This window comes from Yersinia rochesterensis, assembly GCF_003600645.1.
GTDB lineage: Bacteria > Pseudomonadota > Gammaproteobacteria > Enterobacterales > Enterobacteriaceae > Yersinia > Yersinia rochesterensis.
Genome location: NZ_CP032482.1, coordinates 278,593 through 298,613, shown reverse-complemented (window position 1 = coordinate 298,613; position 20,021 = coordinate 278,593). Strand labels below are relative to the sequence as shown.

Genomic DNA, 20,021 nt, shown 5'->3' with positions numbered 1-20,021 from the left:
TTTTAACTGCCGCTTTACTCAGATAAAAGCAAAAGCATCGCCATAAATATGGGATTCCAGCGCGCCGCGTTCTGCACAAAAACGCTCACGTGCAATCTTCGCCATTTCAAAACGACCCGCGATATAAATATCCTGCTCAGCAAGAGAACCAAAGTCTTGCAGCACCGCACTCAGAACCGTTCCAGTACGACCGCGCCAACCCTCTTCCGGTTGCTCAACCACGGGGATAACTTTCAACTGCGGATATTTTATCGACAGCGCTTCCAGTTCGCTGAGGTCATATAAATGTATAGCTTCGCGCCCTCCCCAATAGATGGAGACTTCGCGATCAGGTTGCTCAGCCAATGCCGCTAACAAAATGGAGCGCGCATAGGAAAAACCTGTACCACCAGCAATCAAGACCAATGGTCGATGACTGCCCTCGCGGAACCACGCCTCGCCATGCGGGATATCCACATCCAGTGTTTTCTCTTTCAGAATTCTATCCATCACCGCCATAGCATACAGGTTGAGCTCCGAAGCCCCGATATGCAGCTCGATGAAGTCTGTTTCCAGTGGCGTGGACGCCATAGAGAATGGCCGTTTATCACGCTCGTCCATGACGACCATTAAATACTGCCCAGCACGGAAAGAAAATGCAGATGCAGGCACCAATTGCACCCGGTACACCGTATCGGTAATGGCCTCTACGGAGGTTACTTTACAGCTTAAAGTTGTCATGCCTTCCCTCTGTCGGGTCATCAAATGCAAAACTAAGGACAAAATGGACGCCGGTTAGCGTTTCGTCTCTTTGTCACTGAAAATGGCGAGTTCGTCCCAAATAGCATCAACGCGGGCGCGGACTTCTTCATCCATTTTAATTGGACGCCCCCATTCACGTGGAGTCTCTGCTGGCCATTTGTTGGTGGCATCCAGCCCCATTTTCGATCCTAAACCGGAAACCGGCGAGGCGAAATCCAAGTAATCTATTGGCGTATTTTCAATTAATACCGTATCGCGGGAAGGATCCATTCGGGTCGTAATCGCCCAAATAACATCATTCCAATCACGAGCATTAATGTCATCGTCACAGACAATAACAAATTTTGTATACATAAACTGGCGTAAAAACGACCAAACACCCATCATCACGCGTTTAGCATGACCAGCATACTGTTTTTTGATTGTTACCACGGCCAAGCGGTATGAACATCCCTCGGGTGGTAGATAAAAATCAACAATCTCTGGGAATTGCTTTTGCAAAATAGGAACAAATACTTCATTCAGCGCAACCCCCATCACCGCCGGTTCATCCGGAGGACGGCCAGTATAAGTTGAATGATAAATCGCGTCTTTACGTTGGGTAATATGTGTGACGGTAAAGACAGGGAAGCTATCAATCTCGTTGTAATAGCCGGTATGGTCACCATAAGGGCCTTCTGGTGCCATCTCACCCTGCTCAATATATCCTTCCAATACAATTTCTGCACTTGCAGGAACTTCAAGTGCGTTGGAAAGACACTTTACGACCTCGGTTTTATGTCCGCGTAATAAACCAGCAAAAGCATATTCAGACAGTGTATCTGGCACGGGCGTTACCGCAGCCAAAATAGTCGCAGGATCAGCCCCCAGCGCGACGGCTACTGGGAAACGTTCACCGGGATGTGCTTCACACCATTCTTGATAATCCAAAGCGCCGCCACGATGAGATAACCAGCGCATAATTAACTTATTTTTGCCCAGGACTTGTTGGCGATAGATACCCAAGTTCTGGCGCTCTTTATGTGGCCCTCGGGTAACCGTCAAGCCCCAAGAGACTAATGGAGCTGCATCCTCAGGCCAACAGTGCATAACAGGGATTCGGCTTAGATCGACATCTTCCCCCTCCCATACTTGCTCTTGGCACGGGGCAGAGCTTAAGCATTTCGTCGGCATATTCAATACCTGCTTGAATTTCGGCAGTTTATCGAATAAATCGCGAAAACCTTTTGGCGGATCAGGCTCTTTCAGGAAAGCTAACAGCTTGCCGACATCGCGCAGTGCACTGACATCTTCTTGCCCCATTCCCATCGCAACCCGTTTAGCTGTGCCAAACAGGTTACACAGCACGGGCATACTGTAGCCTTTCGGATTCTCAAAAAGTAATGCAGGCCCACCAGCACGCAAAGTGCGATCGGCAATTTCTGTCATTTCCAGATAAGGATCAATAGGCTGGCTAATACGTTTAAGTTCACCCCTCTGTTCCAGCAACGAGAGGAAGTCACGTAAGTCACGGTATTTCATGCTGATCATTTCGGCGGCTAAGTGATGCGCCATTATAGGCTGTCTTTATAGCAGTTGCTGTCTTTTTGTTAAAAATGAATGCAGGCTAACTCGAAAAAATATCATATGATTATTGACTATCTGTTATTAACTTTTACAAAAAAAGATATAGGATTTTCGATAAAAATTACAGTTAATGACTTAAATAACAAATAGATATATCAAATGATGTTTTTTCCTTACTGTATATGTATCCCCATTTTTGTTATGCTGCCGGGTAGTAGCTAAAGGCATATGAAATTATGAAACACTGGCATTTGTTATATTGTAAACGTGGTCAGCTTTTGCGTGCTAAAGAGCATCTAGAGCGACAAGAAGTGAATTGCTGGACACCGATAGTCGCTATCGAAAAGTTAGTGCGCGGAAAAAGAACTGAAATGACGGAAGCACTATTCCCAAATTATCTGTTTGTGGAGTTTGATCCGGAGCAGATTCATACCACAACGATAAGCGCCACCCGGGGTGTTAGTCACTTTGTCCGATTTGGCGTACAGCCCGCAGTAATCCCGGCAATCGTTATTACTGAGATGCAATCCTATACTGCAGATAAAATAATTGATCCTGAAATACCCACTCCTGGCGATATAGTGACAATTACTGAGGGTATCTTTGCTGGTTTACACGCGATTTATACCGAGCCAGATGGTGAAGCTCGTTCAATGTTATTGCTGAATATGCTCAATAGCCAAGTGCTACAAAGTCTGGATAATCGCCAGTTTGAAAAGCAATAAAACTCTTAATTAACAAACCCAAGGTAGGTATCTCAGTACCTACCCTGCGACTTTTATTACTACCAAACTATTAACGCTGCATATGGTCGTCATGCAACCATTGGGCAACTTGCTTGGCAAAATAAGTTAATACTCCATCCGCACCCGCGCGCTTAAAGCACAGTAGCGACTCCATAACGGTTGGTTTTTCTTGTAGCCAGCCATTTTGGATTGCTGCCATATGCATCGCATATTCACCGGAAACCTGATAAGCAAAGGTCGGAACTCCAAAAGTGTCTTTCACCCGGCGTACCACATCTAAATATGGCATCCCAGGCTTGACCATCACCATGTCGGCCCCTTCCTGCAAGTCTTGAGCAATCTCTTGTAAAGCTTCATCACTATTGGCCGGGTCCATTTGATAGGTTTTCTTATTTCCCCCTTTCAGATTGCTACTAGAACCAATAGCGTCGCGGAATGGACCATAGTAACAAGAGGCATATTTTGCTGAATACGCCATAATTTGCGTATTTACCAATCCTTGTAGCTCTAACTGATCGCGAATAGCACCAATACGGCCATCCATCATATCGCTCGGGGCCACAATCTCAGCACCAGCTTCTGCATGTGACAATGCTTGGCGCACTAAAATCTCTTTGGTTATGTCATTAATGACATAACCGTCAGCGTCAATCACACCATCTTGCCCATGGGTTGTGTAGGGGTCGAGGGCAACATCCGTAAGAATGCCGAGCTCTGGCACCGCATCTTTTAATGCTCGTATAGTGCGTTGTACCAGTCCATCCGGGTTATAAGCTTCTTCCGCATGTAATGATTTCATACCTGATTCAATAACCGGGAATAACGATATGACCGGAACGCCAAGCTTGGCAATGATTTCAGCTTCTTTCACCAACAAATCAATCGTCATACGCGAGACTCCTGGCATAGACGAAACAGCTTGTTGATGGTTTGTTCCTTCCATGACAAACACCGGATAGATCAAGTCATTGACTGTCAGCTGATTTTCAGCGACCAGTCGACGACTGAAATCATGACGGCGCACACGGCGCATACGGCGACCAGGGAAGGTGCCCGGGAATGCATAGCTCATATTGTTCTCCTAACTCAAACCAACCGGAAAATCCGGCGGGCGTTTTCATCAGTTTTCTGCCCTAGCCATTTAGGGTCTTCTTGTCGCCAGACAGCAACCTGCTGGACGATATGGGGCAGAAAGCAGGGTTCATTGCGACGAGATGCCGGTTTAGGATATATATCCCGTGGCAATAAATACGGGGCATCGGTTTCTAGCAGTAATTGCTGGACAGGAATACGCGGCAATAACGCCCTCAATTCAAGACCACGACGTTCATCGCAAACCCAACCAGTGATACCGATAGATAAGCCCAATGCCAGACAGGAATCCAATTCATCAGCAGTGCCGGTAAAACAATGCACAACAGCTGCGGGAATTTTATCTAGCCAAGGTGAAAGCAAAGCAATGAAACGATCGTGCGCCTCTCGGCAATGCAAGAATACCGGCAAAGAAAGCTCGGCAGCTAAGGCAAGCTGTGCGGTAAAAGCAATCTCTTGCTCAGTTGGAGTAGAAAAATTGCGGTTAAAATCCAACCCACACTCACCAATAGCAACTACTGCGGCATGTGCTGCCAATCCCCGGATTTTCTGCTCCACATCTTTTTGCCAACTGCTCGCATGATGGGGATGAACACCGGCGGTTGACCAGCAATATCTCGGATAGGCTGTGGCAAGCTCAAGGGCTGCCTGGCTTTCTTCTGCATCAGTACCGGTAATAAGCATACCGGAGATCCCAGCATCTTTTGCGCGGGCCACGACTTGAGGGCAATCTTTTGCAAATTGTGAACTGGTTAAGTTCACGCCGATATCAAACATAAGTGTCCCAAAACAGAAGCCGCCCAGAAGGCGGCTAAAATATCAAAGTAGAAATTTAAGACTCTTTAGGATGGTTATCGACTTCTTCATCCTCTTCCTCAATATCGGTACGGCGTTGTTTGCCGGTGTAGAAGCGAGCAAAGAACACGCCCACTTCAAATAACAGATACATCGGAATCGCTAACAGTGTTTGTGACAGCACATCAGGTGGGGTAAGGAGCATTCCCACAACAAAAGCACCAACAAACACATAAGGCCGTTTCTTCTTCAATGTTTCAGGTGTTGTCACTCCCGCCCAGCACAAAAGAATTATCGCAATCGGAACTTCAAAAGAAATACCAAAAGCCATAAAAAGCGCCATAACGAAATCAAGATATTTGGTGATATCCGTCGCGATTAACACACTTTCCGGCGCGGTTTTGGCAAAAAAGCCAAAAGCTAGCGGAAAAACAATAAAATAGGCAAATGCCATTCCCAGATAAAATAAGAAGCTGCTGGATATCAGCAGTGGGATCATCAAGCGGCGCTCATGTTTATACAGCGCAGGGGCGATAAATGCCCAAACCTGATAGAGGATCATCGGCGCTGAAACAAATACTGAGACCATCATGGTCAATTTAATCGGGGTAAAGAACGGTGATGCGACATCTGTTGCAATCATACTAGAACCAGCAGGCAGTTGTTTGATCAACGGAGCTGACACCAAGTGGTAGATATCATTGGCAAAGAAAACCAAGACGAAAAAAACCACTAAAATAGTGATGATGCAATTCAATAGCCGCTTACGCAGTTCTATTAAATGAGTAATAAGGGGTTGGGTATCATCAACAGCCATGTTTACCGATCGCCGCCAGGTTGGTGAGTTCGAGGTTGACCAGCACTGAGTGAGTCTGTGCTATGAGTATCAACTGCGGCAGTTTGTGCCTGAGTTACGCGGGTATTAGTAACAGGAACAGGCTCCCGATCTACAGAAGAAATAGACGCAGAAGATGCCTCAACCTGAACAATGGGTTTATCATCGCCATCATGGGCGGTTTCAACCGATACCGGAACGACTGTTTTATCAATATCAGTACCCGGAGCTTGCGGTGATGCTTGAACTTTCGTTGCTGACTCTGCGGGCGTAACACCATCATGAATCGCTTCCGGTTCAGTAACGAGCGGATTATGGATCGTATGTGGTGCTTCCGAGCCGATGTCAGAATGATAAGAACGCTTCAGTGCTTCAGCAGCCTCTTTGAGTTCATCCATTGAGGCTTTCAGCTCAGGTGTCAAGTTCTGCAAACCAGCTTCTTCTGCTTTTTTCAGGCTGTCTTGCAACTCTTGTATTTTAAGCTCTTGGGCTAACTCGTTTTGCACAGTTGCCGCAAGTGAACGCAATGTCCGAATCCAACCAGCAACGGTTCTGACAGCAACCGGTAATCGTTCTGGCCCAAGGACGACCAGCCCGATCACCAGCACCAGTAGCAGTTCACTAAACCCGATATCGAACACAGCTTATCCCTGCTCTTTGTCGTGGCTCTTAGATTCTTCAGCTTTGACTGCTGGCTGCTGTTTTTCAGTAAGAGTCTTTGCAAAATCAGCATCATTGCTGGTTTTATCAGTATCAGTTGGCGGGGTTTGTGTGTCATCACCAATCGCTTTTTTAAAACCTTTGATAGATGCACCCAGATCTGATCCTAACGTCCGCAACTTGTTAGTACCAAACAGCAGAACGACAATCACGGCAATAATTAATAACTGCCAAATACTTATACCACCCATTACACTCACCTCTATATACAGGGGTTATTCCACAGAGGGCCGCATTATACGTCATATAGCCCCGGTGAATACCTATCTAACTTACCGCATTTTGAACTAGCGCATAGCTTCTTGAACAAATAAGTGGCTTCTTGAATAACTTTTACATAACTCATTAGCCGCGCAATGGCCTATCCACCGATACTTTTAGCAATAAGTCACTAACTGGTTCGCCGCCAACCAATAAACCAAGCCAATACTCCAGCGACAATGAACCCAGTTGAAATTTCTACTGCATCAGCCAAGAATAAAATGGTACCACTGACTAATAGTGTAGCGCCAACACCGAATAAATACCGTGATTGACCCTGACGTTGCTGCTGACCTTGCATTTGAGTTGTGAGCTTATCGACACTTTGCTGTAGTAATTTATGCTGCTGTAAGCTGTCATAAACAAGTTCTGGTAACTCAGGGAATTTTTCCGCCCAGAATGGTGCTTTCTCTTTCAATGCACGAATAACAGCAGGTAACCCGACTTGATCCCGCAACCAGCTTTCCAGGAAAGGTTTTGCCGTCGTCCAGAGATCAAGTTGTGGGTAGAGTTGACGCCCTAAGCCTTCAACATACAACAACGTTTTCTGTAGTAAAACCAGCTGTGGTTGAACTTCCATATTAAAGCGACGTGCCGTGTTAAAGAGATTCAATAGCACATGGCCGAATGATATTTCCGCCAGTGGTTTTTCGAAAATAGGCTCACAGACGGTACGGATAGCGAATTCAAAATCTTCAACATTAGTGTCACGGGGAACCCAACCGGAATCGACGTGTAGTTCTGCAACTCGGCGATAATCCCGATTAAAGAAAGCAATGAAATTTTCAGCGAGATAGCGTTTATCTGCTTTATTCAGTGAGCCAACAATACCGCAATCAATACCGATGTAAAGTGGGTCGTGAGGATGCTCATAACTGACAAAAATATTCCCCGGGTGCATATCTGCATGGAAAAAACTGTCACGGAAAACCTGAGTGAAGAAGACTTGGACCCCGCGCTCAGCCAACAACTTCATATTGGTGCCTTGATCTTCAAGGGCTGTAATATCAGATACGGGAATACCGTAAATTCGCTCCATCACCAATACACTTTCCCGGCAATAATCAGAATATACCTCGGGAATATAGAGCATTGGACTGCCTTCAAAATTACGGCGCAACTGAATAGCATTAGCGGCTTCACGCAGTAAATTTAGCTCATCAAGCAGTGTTTTTTCGTATTCACGTACTACTTCGCGCGGGCGTAATCTACGGCCATCAGGTAAAAGCTTAGGAACCCAACCCGCCAGACGATACATTAAGCGTACATCTGCTTTGATAATCGGCAAGATATCAGGGCGAATGACTTTGAGTACAACTTCTTGGCCGTTTTCTTTTAAACGCGCAGTATGTACCTGAGCAATGGAAGCAGAGGCTAAAGCTTCCTGCTCAAAGTCATCAAACCATGTTTCTAGCGGCCCGCCCATCGCAATTTCAATATACTTGCGTGCAAGCGCACCATCAAATGGAGCGACTCTATCTTGTAACAAAGCAAGTTGATCGGCAATTTCAGGAGGGAAAAGGTCGCGGCGAGTAGACATCATCTGTCCAAATTTGATCCAGACAGGTCCTAGCTCCTGCAAGGCAAGACGTAAACGCTCCCCTAGCGGTTTATCTTTATGACGATTAGGCAACCAGAAAAATAAATGACGGCCAATACGCAATGGTAGCGTCAAACGTATATTCGGGATTAATTCATCCAGCCCATAGCTCAAAAAAACCCGAATGATAAGATACAGGCGCCGAAGTTCTCCTGGCGTCATTGTTTTGTCTCCATGGTTACCAATCTGGTAGTCAAAGCCTCGGTAGCTCGAGCGGTGGCATCAACCTCTTCGTTAAACCACACAATTTCCAGCGGCGCTGGAGCCATTTTCCATTCTTCAGTTATTGCTTCAGCCAAGTAGTTTTGCTGCTGTTGCAACTGGTTACTGAGAAAACGGCTACTTTTTTGTACTACCTGCCCAATGGTTTCCGCTGCTATATCACCAATATAGGGAGCCAGCCATTCTGCTGGCTCCCACTCGGCAAGATCTAATAACGTAACAAGCTGTTGAACTACCTGGATATCATCTTCGACAATCAGCTCACCACTACGCATCAAAGATGAAAGCTGCTGACGGTCACGCAGTTTCACCAACACAGCAACATCCGTTTTCACTATGCAGTCCGCATCACCATCCCATCGACTTAAAACATCAACCTGCCGTTCGCTAAATACTAATAACAGAGGGAAGCTCATTTCACGTAACTCAATACGCAGGACTTTCCCCGCTAAACGTAAACGTGCAGCTTTTAGGCTTTTGTCGCGAAAGAGCACACTATTTAGTGATGTTTCTATAGCGGCTGTTATTAGCGGCGATAACAAAGTTGGTTTCAGTAACAAAGGTTTATATATCAGTGACTTTAGCGGCATAACCATATTCCTGTTAGAACTTGAAACCCCGATGTAACGCAACAATACCACCGGTTAAATTGGAATAGGTTACGTTCTCAAAGCCGGCATCTATCATCATACCTTTCAGTGTTTCTTGGTCAGGGTGCATCCGAATAGATTCCGCCAAATAACGGTAGCTTTCAGAGTCCTGCGCCACAAGTTCACCAATCTTAGGCAATATATGGAAAGAGTAAGCGTCATAGGCTTTGCTGAGAGGTACCAAAAGTGGTTTAGAAAACTCGAGAACCAACAAGCGGCCTCCGGGTTTTAATACCCGGAACATAGAACGCAGGGCCTTTTCTTTTTCAGTTACATTCCGCAAGCCAAATGAAATGGTAATGCAATCAAAATAATTATCAGGGAAAGGCAAGGCTTCAGCATTGGCTTGTACATAGCTGACATTACCAACAATACCTTTGTCACGCAGCTTTTCACGGCCCATACGCAACATTGACTCATTAATATCGGCCAAAACCACTTCACCCTGCTCACCTACAAGGCGAGAGAATTTAGCCGTCAAATCTCCGGTACCACCCGCTAGATCCAATACCCGTTGACCGCGCCGAACACCGCTACAATCAATGGTAAAACGCTTCCAAATACGATGAACGCCGAACGACATCAGGTCATTCATCAGATCATATTTGGCAGCTACGGAATGAAAAACTTCTGCCACCATGCCTTCTTTCTGTTCTTTGGCTATGGTGCGAAAACCAAAATGAGTGGTTTCCTTCTCCTGATCTACCATTTTCTGTGCCTGCTTTTCAGTCAATTTCTCGAGGAAGTGTACCAGAACTCCGATGAAAGCCCCATTTCACTTGATATTAAGGTAACTGCTTAATCACAGTTTTCTCAACATCATACAGAAGGGGAACATGCAACTAGCCCTGATACTTCAGCGGTGCAGAATCATTCATTTTGGACTCTGCATCATCAGATAGCGCTAAATTGCCCTCAGGTTTATCTTCCATACTAGCTTTCTCTGCTAGTGTTGGACTAATAGGTCGTTTTACCTCGACCCCCAGAGTACGAAAACTTTCAACTTGCCCTATAAGGTTACCACGGCCTTGCGACAGTTTGTTCATTGCCTGACGATAACTTAATTGCGCTTTATCAAGGCTTTGCCCTAAAGACTCCATATCATCAACAAATAAGCGTAACTTGTCATAGAGTTTGGCTGCTCTCTCCGCAATACGTTGTGCATTTTGGCTTTGGTGTTCGTAGCGCCATAAGTTAGTAATAGTTCGTAAAGCCACCAACAGTGTTGTTGGGCTAACCAACATAATATTGTGCTGTAATGCTTCGCTGATCAATTCTGGTTGGCGATCAATAGCGACCAAAAATGCAGGTTCAACAGGAATAAACATCAGTACATAGTCGAGGGAACGTAAGCCAGGAAGTTGCTGATAATCCTTACGGCCCAACATTCTGATATGGGCACGCAATGATGATAAGTGCTCATTTAATGCTGCTTCGCGCTCAATATCATCTTCACTATTAAAATAGCGCTCATAAGCTACTAACGACATTTTAGCATCGATAACGACATCTTTACCCTGTGGTAAGCGCACAATGACATCCGGCTGCATACGACTATTACCATCGATTTTTACGCTAACTTGGGTTTGGTACTCATACCCCTCACGTAACCCTGAAGCTTCGAGCACCTTAGCTAAAACAACTTCACCCCAATTGCCCTGGGTTTTATTATCCCCTTTAAGGGCCTTGGTCAGATTTAGAGCTTCCCGTGCCATTTGAGCATTGAGTTGTTGTAAGTTACGGATTTCATGGGTGAGAGTATGCCTTTCCCGAGCCTCTTGCCCAAAGCTATCCTGAACCTGCTTTCGAAAACCATCTAGCTGTTCTCGGAGAGGTAATAGTAAGCGATCCAGACTGTGCTTATTTTGTTCGTCCGCACGACGACCGGTTTGTTCAAAGATGCGATTTGCCAGATTTTCGAACTGTGTGGTTAGCCGTTGCTCACTATTTAGGAGTAAACGCTGCTTTTCTTCTGCGCTCAACCGTGTTTCTTCCAAGCGGATAGTGACTTCTCGCAATTCAGCTTCTTGCGCGCTATTCACCTCTCGTTGAGCCCGTAATTCTTGATTGAGCTGCTCACATTCATTATGCCAATGAGCTAATTGTTGTAGTTTTTCAGCATTTGCCGCTAACTGGCTGTGCAAATTACGCTGTTCTAATTCACCTTGCCGTAATTGCTGTTCATTACGTTGTAAAAGGGACTGTAATTCTAAGGTATTTTGCTGAAACTGTTGTAGTGACTGCTCCAGCAACCGCCGCTCTATATCTTGCTGTGCTTTATTGCGCTGCTGATACAAACTGGCAATCAGCCAACCAATAAGCCCACCAATTAGGCAGCCTCCCAGCCCATAAAATAAACTGATATCCACGGTTATCTCCCCATTAACCTATTGTCAGTCAAGGTAAGGGGATACTGTATGGATGTCCAGAGTGTTTTTCCGTTACATACCATCTTGCGATGCTGTACGCATAAATAACAAGCAGATAAAAAACCACTTACTTTGCGACAAAAAAATGCGTTAAAACTGTCAACCACAAAATATGGATACCACTTTAGGTTCAAACAGAGTTAATCAATCCAGTGAGAAAGCCACTGAATACCAAAGGCACCGGGAGCCAGAATACCGAATGCCCAAATGATGGCAGAGGTGATATTAGCTAACTGGAAATAGAACCTTGGCATAGCACAAATTCCGGCAACTAAAGGAACAACCGCGCGTAATGGGCCAAAGAAACGACCAATAAAAGCACCGAAGAACCCCCAACGCTCAAAAAAAGCGTGCCCGCGGACAAGTAGTTGGGGATTACGGGAAAGTGGCCACAGGGTACCGACGCGATCTTTGTAATGATCGCCAATCCAATAGGAGAGCCAATCGCCAAAGAAAGCCCCCGCCACAGCGGCAGCCCAAATCGGCCAAAAGGAAATCCCGCTTTCACCGATTAATGCACCTAATCCGAGCAAGATAACCGTTGCAGGTAGCAGTAAGGAAAGAAAGGCTAACGACTCACCAAAAGCTAGGATAAACACGATAGGTATTGCCCATGCTTCATGTTCACGAACAAAATCAGTAACAATAGCAATGACGTCATTTAAGGTCACAGGCATTTTCCTGTTATCAATAAAGTAGCCACTAGCATACCCAATGTGTCGACATTTTTGCTTAACAAAAAATAAACGGCCAGAAGATTCCGACCGTTCATTAGGACTAAAGCTATTAACTTGTGATATCAAGCGTTGGCAGTAACCGCCTTATTGCCAGCCATTTCGGCTGATCTGCGAATCCACAGCTCACGCCATTTTTTCAGTGCTGATATCAAGATAATTACGCCCAGTGTCATCATGATGATTGAGATGATGCCATTGAACAGATTGTAACCTTTCACTGCTGAGTTGAAGTACACATGGGTGATCATCCAGTAGCCAGCATAGTTGACGGTAACAAACAGATAAGCCAGTGGGATAACACAGGTCAGCATATAAACTCGTTTGGTTGCCAAGCGCAGGATGATAGTGGCACCAATGATTAAGCCAACAGAAGCCATTAACTGGTTTGATACACCAAACAGTGCCCAGACCGAATTGATATCACCAGAGTTGAGGAGATAACCCCACAACGCACAAGCAATAACGCTGCACGCCAATGTACCCGGTAACCAATCAGTGCGTTTTAATGGAGCCCAGATATCGCCCAGGAAATCTTGTAGCAAATAGCGAGCAACACGAGTACCAGAGTCAACTGCTGTCAGGATGAAAACAGCTTCAAACATCACAACAAACTGGAAGAAGTAAGCGGCCAGACTACTAAACCATGGCACACGAATGAAGATATCTGTCATACCCACAGCTAGGGTTACAGCGCCACCGGTACGGCCATACAAATCTAAGCCAATTTCCTGGCTCAGTTTTGGCAGGTTAACCACTTCCATACCGAGCACACTCCAGGCTTCAGCTGAAGAGTTAATCGCGAAGTAGTCAGCAGGGTGCAAAGAAGTTGCAGCGATCAAGGCCATCACCCCGACCATACATTCGGCCAACATCGCACCAAAACCGACAGGTAAGATATCACTCCATTTGTCGATTTGTTTTGGTGTAGTGCCTGAACCAATAAAGGCGTGGAAACCAGAGATAGCACCACAAGCAATAGTAATCGAGATAAACGGCCAGACTGGGCCAGCCAGAACGGGGCCACCACCATGGATAAACTGTGTTACTGCTGGGAATTGAATTTCAGGGTTAATAAACACAACCCCTACAATCAGTGCACCGAACACACCGATTTTCATAAAGCTGGAGAGATAACCGCGAGGAGTTAACAACATCCAGACAGGCAAGGCCGTTGCGAAGAAAGCATACATTGGCAGAATGATACTAACGGTATCCGCCTTCAGCATTAACCATTCACCAAGCCAGGTGCCTTCAATGTAAGGACCGACGAACACGCACACCATAATGGCGGCGATACCGACATAAGAAGCCCCTTTCATGCTGCCGGTCATGCGCTCCCATAAGCCAACACAAATCGCGATAGGGATTGTCATGAACACCGCAAAAGTACCCCAGGGGTTACGTTCCAGTGCATGTACCACAACCATTGATAACCCGGCCATGGTAATAGTGATAATAAATAGCATAGCCAGACCGGTACACCAGCCCGCGACTGGCCCGAGTTCTGATTTAGCCACTTCAGATAGAGATTTACCCTGATGTTTCATGGAAGCGAACAGAACAACGGTGTCATGAACGGCACCACCGATAACACAACCAATCAATAACCACAGGAAGCCAGGTAAATAACCATATTGGGCTGCCAGTACAGGGCCAACCAAGGGGCCAGCCGCAGCAATAGCTGCAAAGTGGCTACCAAAGTTCACCCACTTTTTAGTTGGAACGTAATCTTTACCATCTTCAAAGGTGTGGGAAGGTGTTACTTCACTGTCATCGACGCGCAGAACCTTACGAACAAAAAAGATACCGTATAGACGGTAGCAGATCACAAGGACACACGCGGAGGCGATAACAAAGGTAATCGCATGTTGCATGAGCATTCTCTCCAGGGAATTTGTCAGGCGTTAACATACGCTTGGTCCCTAAAAGAAATATCAGCGAACTGGTTAAGCGGTAGTTTGCATCATTAAGCGGTTAAAAAGAGCCACTCAGTGGTGGCTCAAGACACGACAAATTAGAAAAACGGCTTCTTAGGGAACAACTATTTCAAGAAATATGACTGCTATTCCAAGAAATATGACTGTAATTTTTCACGCTCAGTGCTGCCAAGACCAAACTCCTGCCGTAGCCACTGCTCACGGCTACCATAATGATCTTGAATACTGCGCAGTGCTGTTTGGATAAACTCTTCTCGAGCTGACAGCACAAAAGCGAATTGTCCTAATGCTTGATCATTTAGCTTTAGCACCAATTCCGCCAACATATGCTCACGGAAAGGTGCGAGTGTCGTTTCGGTCAGCAGGTAATCTTCCAATACGGTCGATTCATCGGCACCTAAAGCAAACAGCACCAAGGCCGAACCTACACCGGTACGGTCTTTCCCGACGGCACAGTGTTGTACTACGCCCGCAGCGACATGCTCTGGTGAAGCACTATTTTGCAGCAAACTGACTAGCTGTTTATAAGCTTGATTATTAAATGGCAAGCGGCGATACAGCTCTAACATAAAGGCACGGGCATCAAATGTTGCTAACGTCTCGTTAGTCAGTTTCTCGAGATTGGCGTTAACTTCACTACTAAGTGGATTGGCTGGAGTATTGTGATAACTGGCACCCTGCCAAACGATATCGGGTTTGGCCCGGACTTCATCCGCATCGCGGTAATCAAGAATTTGAGTGACGGAGCCACTGCTGAGAACAGTACAATCTTTGGTACTCAAACGGTCAAGCGAACCCGAACGAAACAATAACCCACGCTTGATTCGTCGGCCATCTGCAACAACGTTACCACCGAGATCACGGAAGTTAATACCACCATCCAGTGGCAGTAGAGAAGGATGAGATAAAATAGGTGTCGTCATATTTTCCTCTTATTATTATCCATTATAAGAGCTACGACATTAACAGATACTCAGCCGAAATAAAGAACGGGCCAGTAAACTGACCCGCTCATATGATATTCATTGATTTATCCACTATGGGTTAGTTACCCATCAGTTGGATGAATTACAGCAAGTGGCGGGCCGCTTCAACGACAATTTTTACTGCATGACTTTCAGTCGCTTTCATGGTTTCTTCATTCGGGATCTCTTGCTGGGTGCGGTTAACTATTACCCCAGCGACCATACCGGCACGCAGACCCTGACTAGCACACATGGTCAACAAAGTGGCAGATTCCATTTCATAATTCATCACACCCATTGCTTGCCATTCTTCCATGGAGCCTTTAAAACGGCGGACAACACGGCCAGAGAAGGTGTCGTAACGTTCTTGTCCCGGATAGAAAGTATCTGAAGAAGCTGTGACACCAATATGAGTTTTCGCACCAACTGACTTAGCGGCATTCACTAATGCTGTGGTGCAATCAAAATCAGCTACGGCCGGGAATTCCATTGGAGCAAAATGGAGGCTGGCACCATCTAAACGCACGGCTGCGGTGGTGACTAATACATCACCAACATTAATATGTGGCTGAATGGCACCAGTAGTACCAATACGCAGGAACGTCCGCACACCAAGTTGCGCCAACTCTTCAACTGCAATAGAGGTTGATGGGCCACCGATACCGGTTGAGCAGACAATCACAGCTTTACCATCGAGTTCGGCACGCCATGAGGTAAATTCACGATGCGAAGCCAGGTGTACTGGGTTATCCATCAATTTAGCGATTTTCTCAACACGCTGTGGATCACCCGGAACGATCGCCAGAGTCGCCCCTTGCAGATCATTCTTAGTCAGGCCCAAGTGAAAAACGTCGGATTTAGCCATGTGTGAGACTCCTCTTTCATGAGAGATGTTATAGGGGGTACAAAGGAATACTTTACTCAAAATCACCACATAATTTCGTGACCATGGTCACCATGATAAAAGAAATGATAACTTCAAATACATTATATATGTGATTAGCTTCACATTATTAACTCATTGAGTCTATTTTCCATACAAAAACAATCCACGGCATCAATGATTTTGGATATGAATAACAATAATAGGACTCATTGGTAATTGTTGGGTGACTATCTTCTTATCATCGATTTATTTATTGGATGTCACCATGTCGTAATAAAACACTTAATTACTGTCATCCTGGCCTCATTAATCTTAAATATTACCTATAGTTAAAATCGTCAGCAGCAAATATCAAGGGCAATGGATAGCTCAACCCAATAAGACTTTACCGAGTCATATTTTCCTCATTTCGTAAGGAGACCACAGTGAAAACTGATCAATCTATGACTCTCAGATCGGCAGTCAGCGGATTCACGCCCGCGGTCGATCCGCTGGCCTCGACTATTCGCCATACCGATCAACAAGGTATTCACTGCACAGAAACCACCATCCCCTCTCAAGGCTATGAGCTACCGGCTTATGTTGCTAAACCGGCCCAACACTCGGGGCCATATCCTGTAGTTATTGTTGTGCAAGAAATCTTCGGTGTGCATGAACACATTCAAGATATCTGCCGCAGATTGGCGAAACAGGGCTATCTGGCCATCGCCCCTGAGCTGTACTTTCGCCAAGGTGATGCCAAAGAATATGATGATATCAATGCATTAGTTAAAAATCTGGTCAGCAAAGTACCCGACCGGCAGGTTATGGTCGACCTTGACCATACCGCCCACTGGGCATCGCGCCATGGTGGGGATACCAGCAAATTAGCCATTACTGGTTTTTGTTGGGGTGGACGAATTGCATGGCTGTATGCCGCCCATAATCCGCAATTAAAAGCGGCGGTAGCCTGGTATGGCAAACTGGTGGGAGAAAAAACCTTGCTGTTGCCAAAATATCCGGTTGATATTGCAGTGGATCTCAGTGCTCCGGTGCTCGGATTGTATGGCGGTAAAGACGGTAGTATCACGCAAGAACATATCGATATCATGCGCCAGGCATTACGAGCCGCAAATGCCGATGCTGAAATCATTGTCTATCCGGATGCAGGGCATGCATTTAATGCTGATTACCGCCCAAGCTACCATGAAGAATCGGCACTTGATGGTTGGCAGCGCATGCTTGACTGGTTTTCGCAGCACGGAGTCGCCGGGAATCCTGTCACTGAAGAAGATAATAGTTGAAGAAAATAAATAGCAAACTTCAGACTGCTGACAAACCTCGAAGACTCGATCTCAGGTGGTGAGGACAGGTAGAAGAGTAAAGCGTCCGCGCCAGGGATGGCGCGGCTCGAGCCTACAAGGAAGTATTGACGGCGTCTTTACGATCTGCCTGTTTTCACCGCAGCGAGCACTTTGTCAGCAACCCCAAGGGCGCTTGCACGCCCTGTTATTGAGATAAATAATCAGGCCTGTTCTTCGCGCAGACGTTGCGCCGCCAGAACCATGTTCGCCAGTGCCTGGCGAGTTTCCGGCCAACCACGGGTTTTCAAACCACAGTCCGGGTTAACCCACAGACGTTCCGCTGGGATACGCTGGGCGGCTTTGCGTAATAAAGCTTCAATCCATTCCACACTTGGCACATTCGGTGAGTGAATATCATAAACGCCGGGCCCAATTTCATTGGGATAAGCGAAATCTTCAAATGACTCCAGCAGCTCCATATCTGAGCGGGAAGTTTCGATGGTAATCACATCCGCATCCAGCGCAGCAATGGAATCCATGATGTCATTGAACTCGCAATAACACATATGGGTGTGAATTTGGGTATCATTTTGTGCAACCGCAGCATTCAATTTAAAGGCATCAACTGCCCACTGTAGATAAGCTTGCCAGTCCGCACGGCGCAGCGGCAGGCCTTCGCGCAGTGCAGGCTCATCAATTTGGATGATGCCGATACCAGCTTTTTCCAAGTCCTCTACTTCATCGCGCAATGCTAACGCAATTTGTTTAGCAATGGTTTCACGGCTGACATCTTCGCGCGGGAATGACCAGCACAGAATGGTCACCGGCCCAGTTAACATCCCTTTTACCGGTTTGTCTGTCAAAGATTGAGCATATTTAACCCATTCAACAGTAATGGCTTCAGGGCGGCTGATATCACCAATAATGACTGGCGGCTTAACACAACGTGAACCGTAGCTCTGCACCCAACCATTTTGCGTAAAGACAAAACCGTCCAGATGCTCGCCGAAATATTCCACCATGTCATTACGTTCAGCTTCACCATGCACTAGCACGTCCAGACCCAAACGTTCCTGCTCTGCAATAGCTTGCTTGATATGCTCGCTAATACCGGTGCGGTAGTTTTTGCCGTCCAGGCGGCCTTGTTTGAAGTCCAAACGCAAGCCACGGATCTCGGTGGTTTGCGGGAATGAGCCAATGGTGGTGGTCGGCCAGGCGGGCAGATTAAAGCGCTTACGCTGAGCAGCCGCACGTGCTTCATAAGGCAGTTGACGTTCAATATCTTGCGCAGTGATGGCCGCCAAACGTTGTTCTACTTGCGCGTTATGCACACGGCTGGAAGCACGGCGGGCGCGGATTGGTGCGCTGTAAGCTGCCAACTCAGCTAGTTTGGCTTCAGTCGGTGCATTCAGTGCTTGTGTGAGCAGCGCCAGTTCGGCACATTTTTGCAGGGCAAAAGCAAACCAGCTTTTTACTTCGGCATCAAGGCGAGTTTCTTCACTTAAATCAATTGGGCTGTGCAATAAGGAGCAAGAACTACCCAGCCACAGCGGACGGCTATTGACCAGTGGTTGCAAACGCTCGAACCAGTGACTCAGATCCGCACGCCATACATTACGACCATTAATTACGCCCAGTGATAACAACCACTCTTTTGGCAATTTTGCATTCAGGTCAGTAATATCATCCTGACCGGCAACCACATCAACATGCAGACCTTGCACTGGCAAAGCGCGAATAGTGTCCAGGTTATGGCCGATGCTATCGAAATAGGTGGTCAGCAGCAATTTAACCTGGCCTTGTAGCGCTTGATAAGCCGGTTGGTAAGCATCCAACCACTCTTGTGGCAATTCCAGCACCAATGCCGGTTCGTCAATTTGCACCCACTCGATGCCGCGTTTTGCCAATTCAGCCAACACTTGCTGGTAAACCGGCAGGATATCTTTCAGCAATGAGAGGCGGTCAAACTGTTCACCTTTCACTTTACCCAGCCACAGATAAGTTACCGGGCCAAGCAGTACCGGCTTGATTTTGTGGCCTAATGCTAGCGCTTCGTCCACTTCATCCAACAGTTGAGTCCAGCTCAGTTTGAACTGCTGGCCCTGTTGGAACTCGGGCACCATGTAGTGATAGTTGGTATTAAACCATTTGGTCATTTCTGCCGCTGCGGCTGGTGTACCGGTGGGTGCGCGGCCACGGCCAATACGGAATAAGGTATCTAAATCAATCGAACCATCAGCATTCTGATGACGCTCTGGGACGTTACCCAGCAGCAAACTGGTGGTCAGGACATGGTCATACCAGGCAAAATCACCGACTGGCACTAAATCAACGCCAGCTTGTTGTTGCTGTTGCCAATGGCGAGCGCGCAATTCACGACCCACATTGAGCAATTCTTCTTGCGTGGAGTTGCCTACCCAGTAACTTTCTTGTGCTTTTTTCAGTTCACGTTTCAGACCTACACGCGGAAAACCCAGTGTGTGATTTAAAATTGTCATCGTCTTATTTCCCATTTAGCCATCCGGATGTTTACACATCCATAATCAGCAGGTACTG

Annotated in this window: 18 protein-coding genes; 2 read left to right on the top strand and 16 right to left on the bottom strand. The window is 46.4% G+C overall.

Annotated elements, in window-relative coordinates; all coding sequences use genetic code 11:
• Positions 1-18: 18 nt before the first annotated feature.
• Both fre and ubiD read right to left on the bottom strand, forming a co-directional pair.
• On the bottom strand, positions 19-720 hold the full coding sequence (gene fre, locus DXZ79_RS01430; protein ID WP_038638377.1) for an NAD(P)H-flavin reductase: 702 nt from the start codon (positions 718-720) through the stop codon (positions 19-21).
• A gap of 54 nt (positions 721-774) precedes the next feature.
• Positions 775-2,271 (bottom strand): 4-hydroxy-3-polyprenylbenzoate decarboxylase, encoded by a 1,497-nt coding sequence (gene ubiD / locus DXZ79_RS01425; RefSeq protein ID WP_038639995.1) that lies wholly within the window; start codon positions 2,269-2,271, stop codon positions 775-777.
• A gap of 272 nt (positions 2,272-2,543) precedes the next feature.
• Here ubiD and rfaH point away from each other — a divergent pair, with 272 nt between their 5' ends.
• Entirely contained in the window at positions 2,544-3,032 is a 489-nt protein-coding gene (rfaH, locus tag DXZ79_RS01420) for a transcription/translation regulatory transformer protein RfaH (RefSeq protein ID WP_038638374.1), read from the top strand.
• Between the two features lie 70 nt (positions 3,033-3,102).
• On the opposite strand, the gene hemB is transcribed toward rfaH, so the two are convergent.
• The 13 genes from hemB to udp all read right to left on the bottom strand — a co-directional run bounded on the left by hemB (position 3,103) and on the right by udp (position 16,161).
• Positions 3,103-4,125 (bottom strand): porphobilinogen synthase, encoded by a 1,023-nt coding sequence (hemB, locus tag DXZ79_RS01415; RefSeq protein WP_038638371.1) that lies wholly within the window; start codon positions 4,123-4,125, stop codon positions 3,103-3,105.
• A gap of 14 nt (positions 4,126-4,139) precedes the next feature.
• Positions 4,140-4,922 (bottom strand): 3'-5' ssDNA/RNA exonuclease TatD, encoded by a 783-nt coding sequence (gene tatD / locus DXZ79_RS01410; protein ID WP_038638368.1) that lies wholly within the window; start codon positions 4,920-4,922, stop codon positions 4,140-4,142.
• Between the two features lie 55 nt (positions 4,923-4,977).
• Positions 4,978-5,757: a Sec-independent protein translocase subunit TatC gene (tatC, locus tag DXZ79_RS01405; RefSeq protein ID WP_038638365.1), complete on the bottom strand. Its 780-nt coding sequence runs from the start codon at positions 5,755-5,757 to the stop codon at positions 4,978-4,980.
• Between the two features lie 2 nt (positions 5,758-5,759).
• On the bottom strand, positions 5,760-6,416 hold the full coding sequence (gene tatB, locus DXZ79_RS01400; protein ID WP_038638362.1) for a Sec-independent protein translocase protein TatB: 657 nt from the start codon (positions 6,414-6,416) through the stop codon (positions 5,760-5,762).
• Positions 6,417-6,419: 3 nt separating this feature from the next.
• Entirely contained in the window at positions 6,420-6,686 is a 267-nt protein-coding gene (gene tatA, locus DXZ79_RS01395) for a Sec-independent protein translocase subunit TatA (protein WP_038638359.1), read from the bottom strand.
• Positions 6,687-6,886: 200 nt separating this feature from the next.
• On the bottom strand, positions 6,887-8,518 hold the full coding sequence (ubiB, locus tag DXZ79_RS01390) for a ubiquinone biosynthesis regulatory protein kinase UbiB (protein WP_038638356.1): 1,632 nt from the start codon (positions 8,516-8,518) through the stop codon (positions 6,887-6,889).
• A complete protein-coding gene (gene ubiJ, locus DXZ79_RS01385) occupies positions 8,515-9,168 on the bottom strand; it encodes a ubiquinone biosynthesis protein UbiJ (RefSeq protein ID WP_038638352.1) in 654 nt (217 codons plus the stop codon). The genes ubiB and ubiJ overlap by 4 nt, the downstream gene beginning before the upstream one ends.
• A gap of 13 nt (positions 9,169-9,181) precedes the next feature.
• Positions 9,182-9,937: a bifunctional demethylmenaquinone methyltransferase/2-methoxy-6-polyprenyl-1,4-benzoquinol methylase UbiE gene (gene ubiE / locus DXZ79_RS01380; protein ID WP_038638349.1), complete on the bottom strand. Its 756-nt coding sequence runs from the start codon at positions 9,935-9,937 to the stop codon at positions 9,182-9,184.
• Between the two features lie 133 nt (positions 9,938-10,070).
• Complete coding sequence (rmuC, locus tag DXZ79_RS01375) at positions 10,071-11,597, bottom strand: DNA recombination protein RmuC (protein WP_038638346.1); 1,527 nt, start codon at positions 11,595-11,597, stop codon at positions 10,071-10,073.
• Between the two features lie 200 nt (positions 11,598-11,797).
• Positions 11,798-12,328 carry a DedA family protein gene (locus tag DXZ79_RS01370; protein ID WP_038638343.1) on the bottom strand — a complete coding sequence of 177 codons (531 nt, stop codon included), beginning with the start codon at positions 12,326-12,328 and terminating at the stop codon, positions 11,798-11,800.
• A gap of 128 nt (positions 12,329-12,456) precedes the next feature.
• Positions 12,457-14,268, bottom strand: coding sequence for a carbon starvation CstA family protein (locus tag DXZ79_RS01365; protein WP_050292283.1), 1,812 nt, complete (start codon positions 14,266-14,268; stop codon positions 12,457-12,459).
• 188 nt (positions 14,269-14,456) lie between these two features.
• Positions 14,457-15,254 carry a tyrosine-protein phosphatase gene (locus tag DXZ79_RS01360; RefSeq protein WP_120011002.1) on the bottom strand — a complete coding sequence of 266 codons (798 nt, stop codon included), beginning with the start codon at positions 15,252-15,254 and terminating at the stop codon, positions 14,457-14,459.
• Between the two features lie 145 nt (positions 15,255-15,399).
• Positions 15,400-16,161 carry a uridine phosphorylase gene (udp, locus tag DXZ79_RS01355; RefSeq protein WP_038638336.1) on the bottom strand — a complete coding sequence of 254 codons (762 nt, stop codon included), beginning with the start codon at positions 16,159-16,161 and terminating at the stop codon, positions 15,400-15,402.
• A 446-nt stretch (positions 16,162-16,607) separates the two neighbouring features.
• Between udp and DXZ79_RS01350 the strand changes: the two genes are divergently transcribed.
• Positions 16,608-17,465 carry a dienelactone hydrolase family protein gene (locus DXZ79_RS01350; RefSeq protein WP_162928711.1) on the top strand — a complete coding sequence of 286 codons (858 nt, stop codon included), beginning with the start codon at positions 16,608-16,610 and terminating at the stop codon, positions 17,463-17,465.
• A gap of 221 nt (positions 17,466-17,686) precedes the next feature.
• Here DXZ79_RS01350 and metE read toward each other — a convergent pair whose 3' ends face one another.
• On the bottom strand, positions 17,687-19,963 hold the full coding sequence (gene metE / locus DXZ79_RS01345) for a 5-methyltetrahydropteroyltriglutamate--homocysteine S-methyltransferase (RefSeq protein WP_120011001.1): 2,277 nt from the start codon (positions 19,961-19,963) through the stop codon (positions 17,687-17,689).
• Positions 19,964-20,021: the final 58 nt, after the last annotated feature.

Coding starts and splice junctions, on each gene's coding strand:
- fre (WP_038638377.1), bottom strand. CDS start 720: ATGACAACTTTAAGCTGTAAAGTAACCTCCGTAGAGGCCATTACCGAT.
- ubiD (WP_038639995.1), bottom strand. CDS start 2,271: ATGATCAGCATGAAATACCGTGACTTACGTGACTTCCTCTCGTTGCTG.
- rfaH (WP_038638374.1), top strand. CDS start 2,544: ATGAAACACTGGCATTTGTTATATTGTAAACGTGGTCAGCTTTTGCGT.
- hemB (WP_038638371.1), bottom strand. CDS start 4,125: ATGAGCTATGCATTCCCGGGCACCTTCCCTGGTCGCCGTATGCGCCGT.
- tatD (WP_038638368.1), bottom strand. CDS start 4,922: ATGTTTGATATCGGCGTGAACTTAACCAGTTCACAATTTGCAAAAGAT.
- tatC (WP_038638365.1), bottom strand. CDS start 5,757: ATGGCTGTTGATGATACCCAACCCCTTATTACTCATTTAATAGAACTG.
- tatA (WP_038638359.1), bottom strand. CDS start 6,686: ATGGGTGGTATAAGTATTTGGCAGTTATTAATTATTGCCGTGATTGTC.
- ubiB (WP_038638356.1), bottom strand. CDS start 8,518: ATGACGCCAGGAGAACTTCGGCGCCTGTATCTTATCATTCGGGTTTTT.
- ubiJ (WP_038638352.1), bottom strand. CDS start 9,168: ATGCCGCTAAAGTCACTGATATATAAACCTTTGTTACTGAAACCAACT.
- ubiE (WP_038638349.1), bottom strand. CDS start 9,937: ATGGTAGATCAGGAGAAGGAAACCACTCATTTTGGTTTTCGCACCATA.
- DXZ79_RS01365 (WP_050292283.1), bottom strand. CDS start 14,268: ATGCAACATGCGATTACCTTTGTTATCGCCTCCGCGTGTGTCCTTGTG.
- DXZ79_RS01360 (WP_120011002.1), bottom strand. CDS start 15,254: ATGACGACACCTATTTTATCTCATCCTTCTCTACTGCCACTGGATGGT.
- udp (WP_038638336.1), bottom strand. CDS start 16,161: ATGGCTAAATCCGACGTTTTTCACTTGGGCCTGACTAAGAATGATCTG.
- metE (WP_120011001.1), bottom strand. CDS start 19,963: ATGACAATTTTAAATCACACACTGGGTTTTCCGCGTGTAGGTCTGAAA.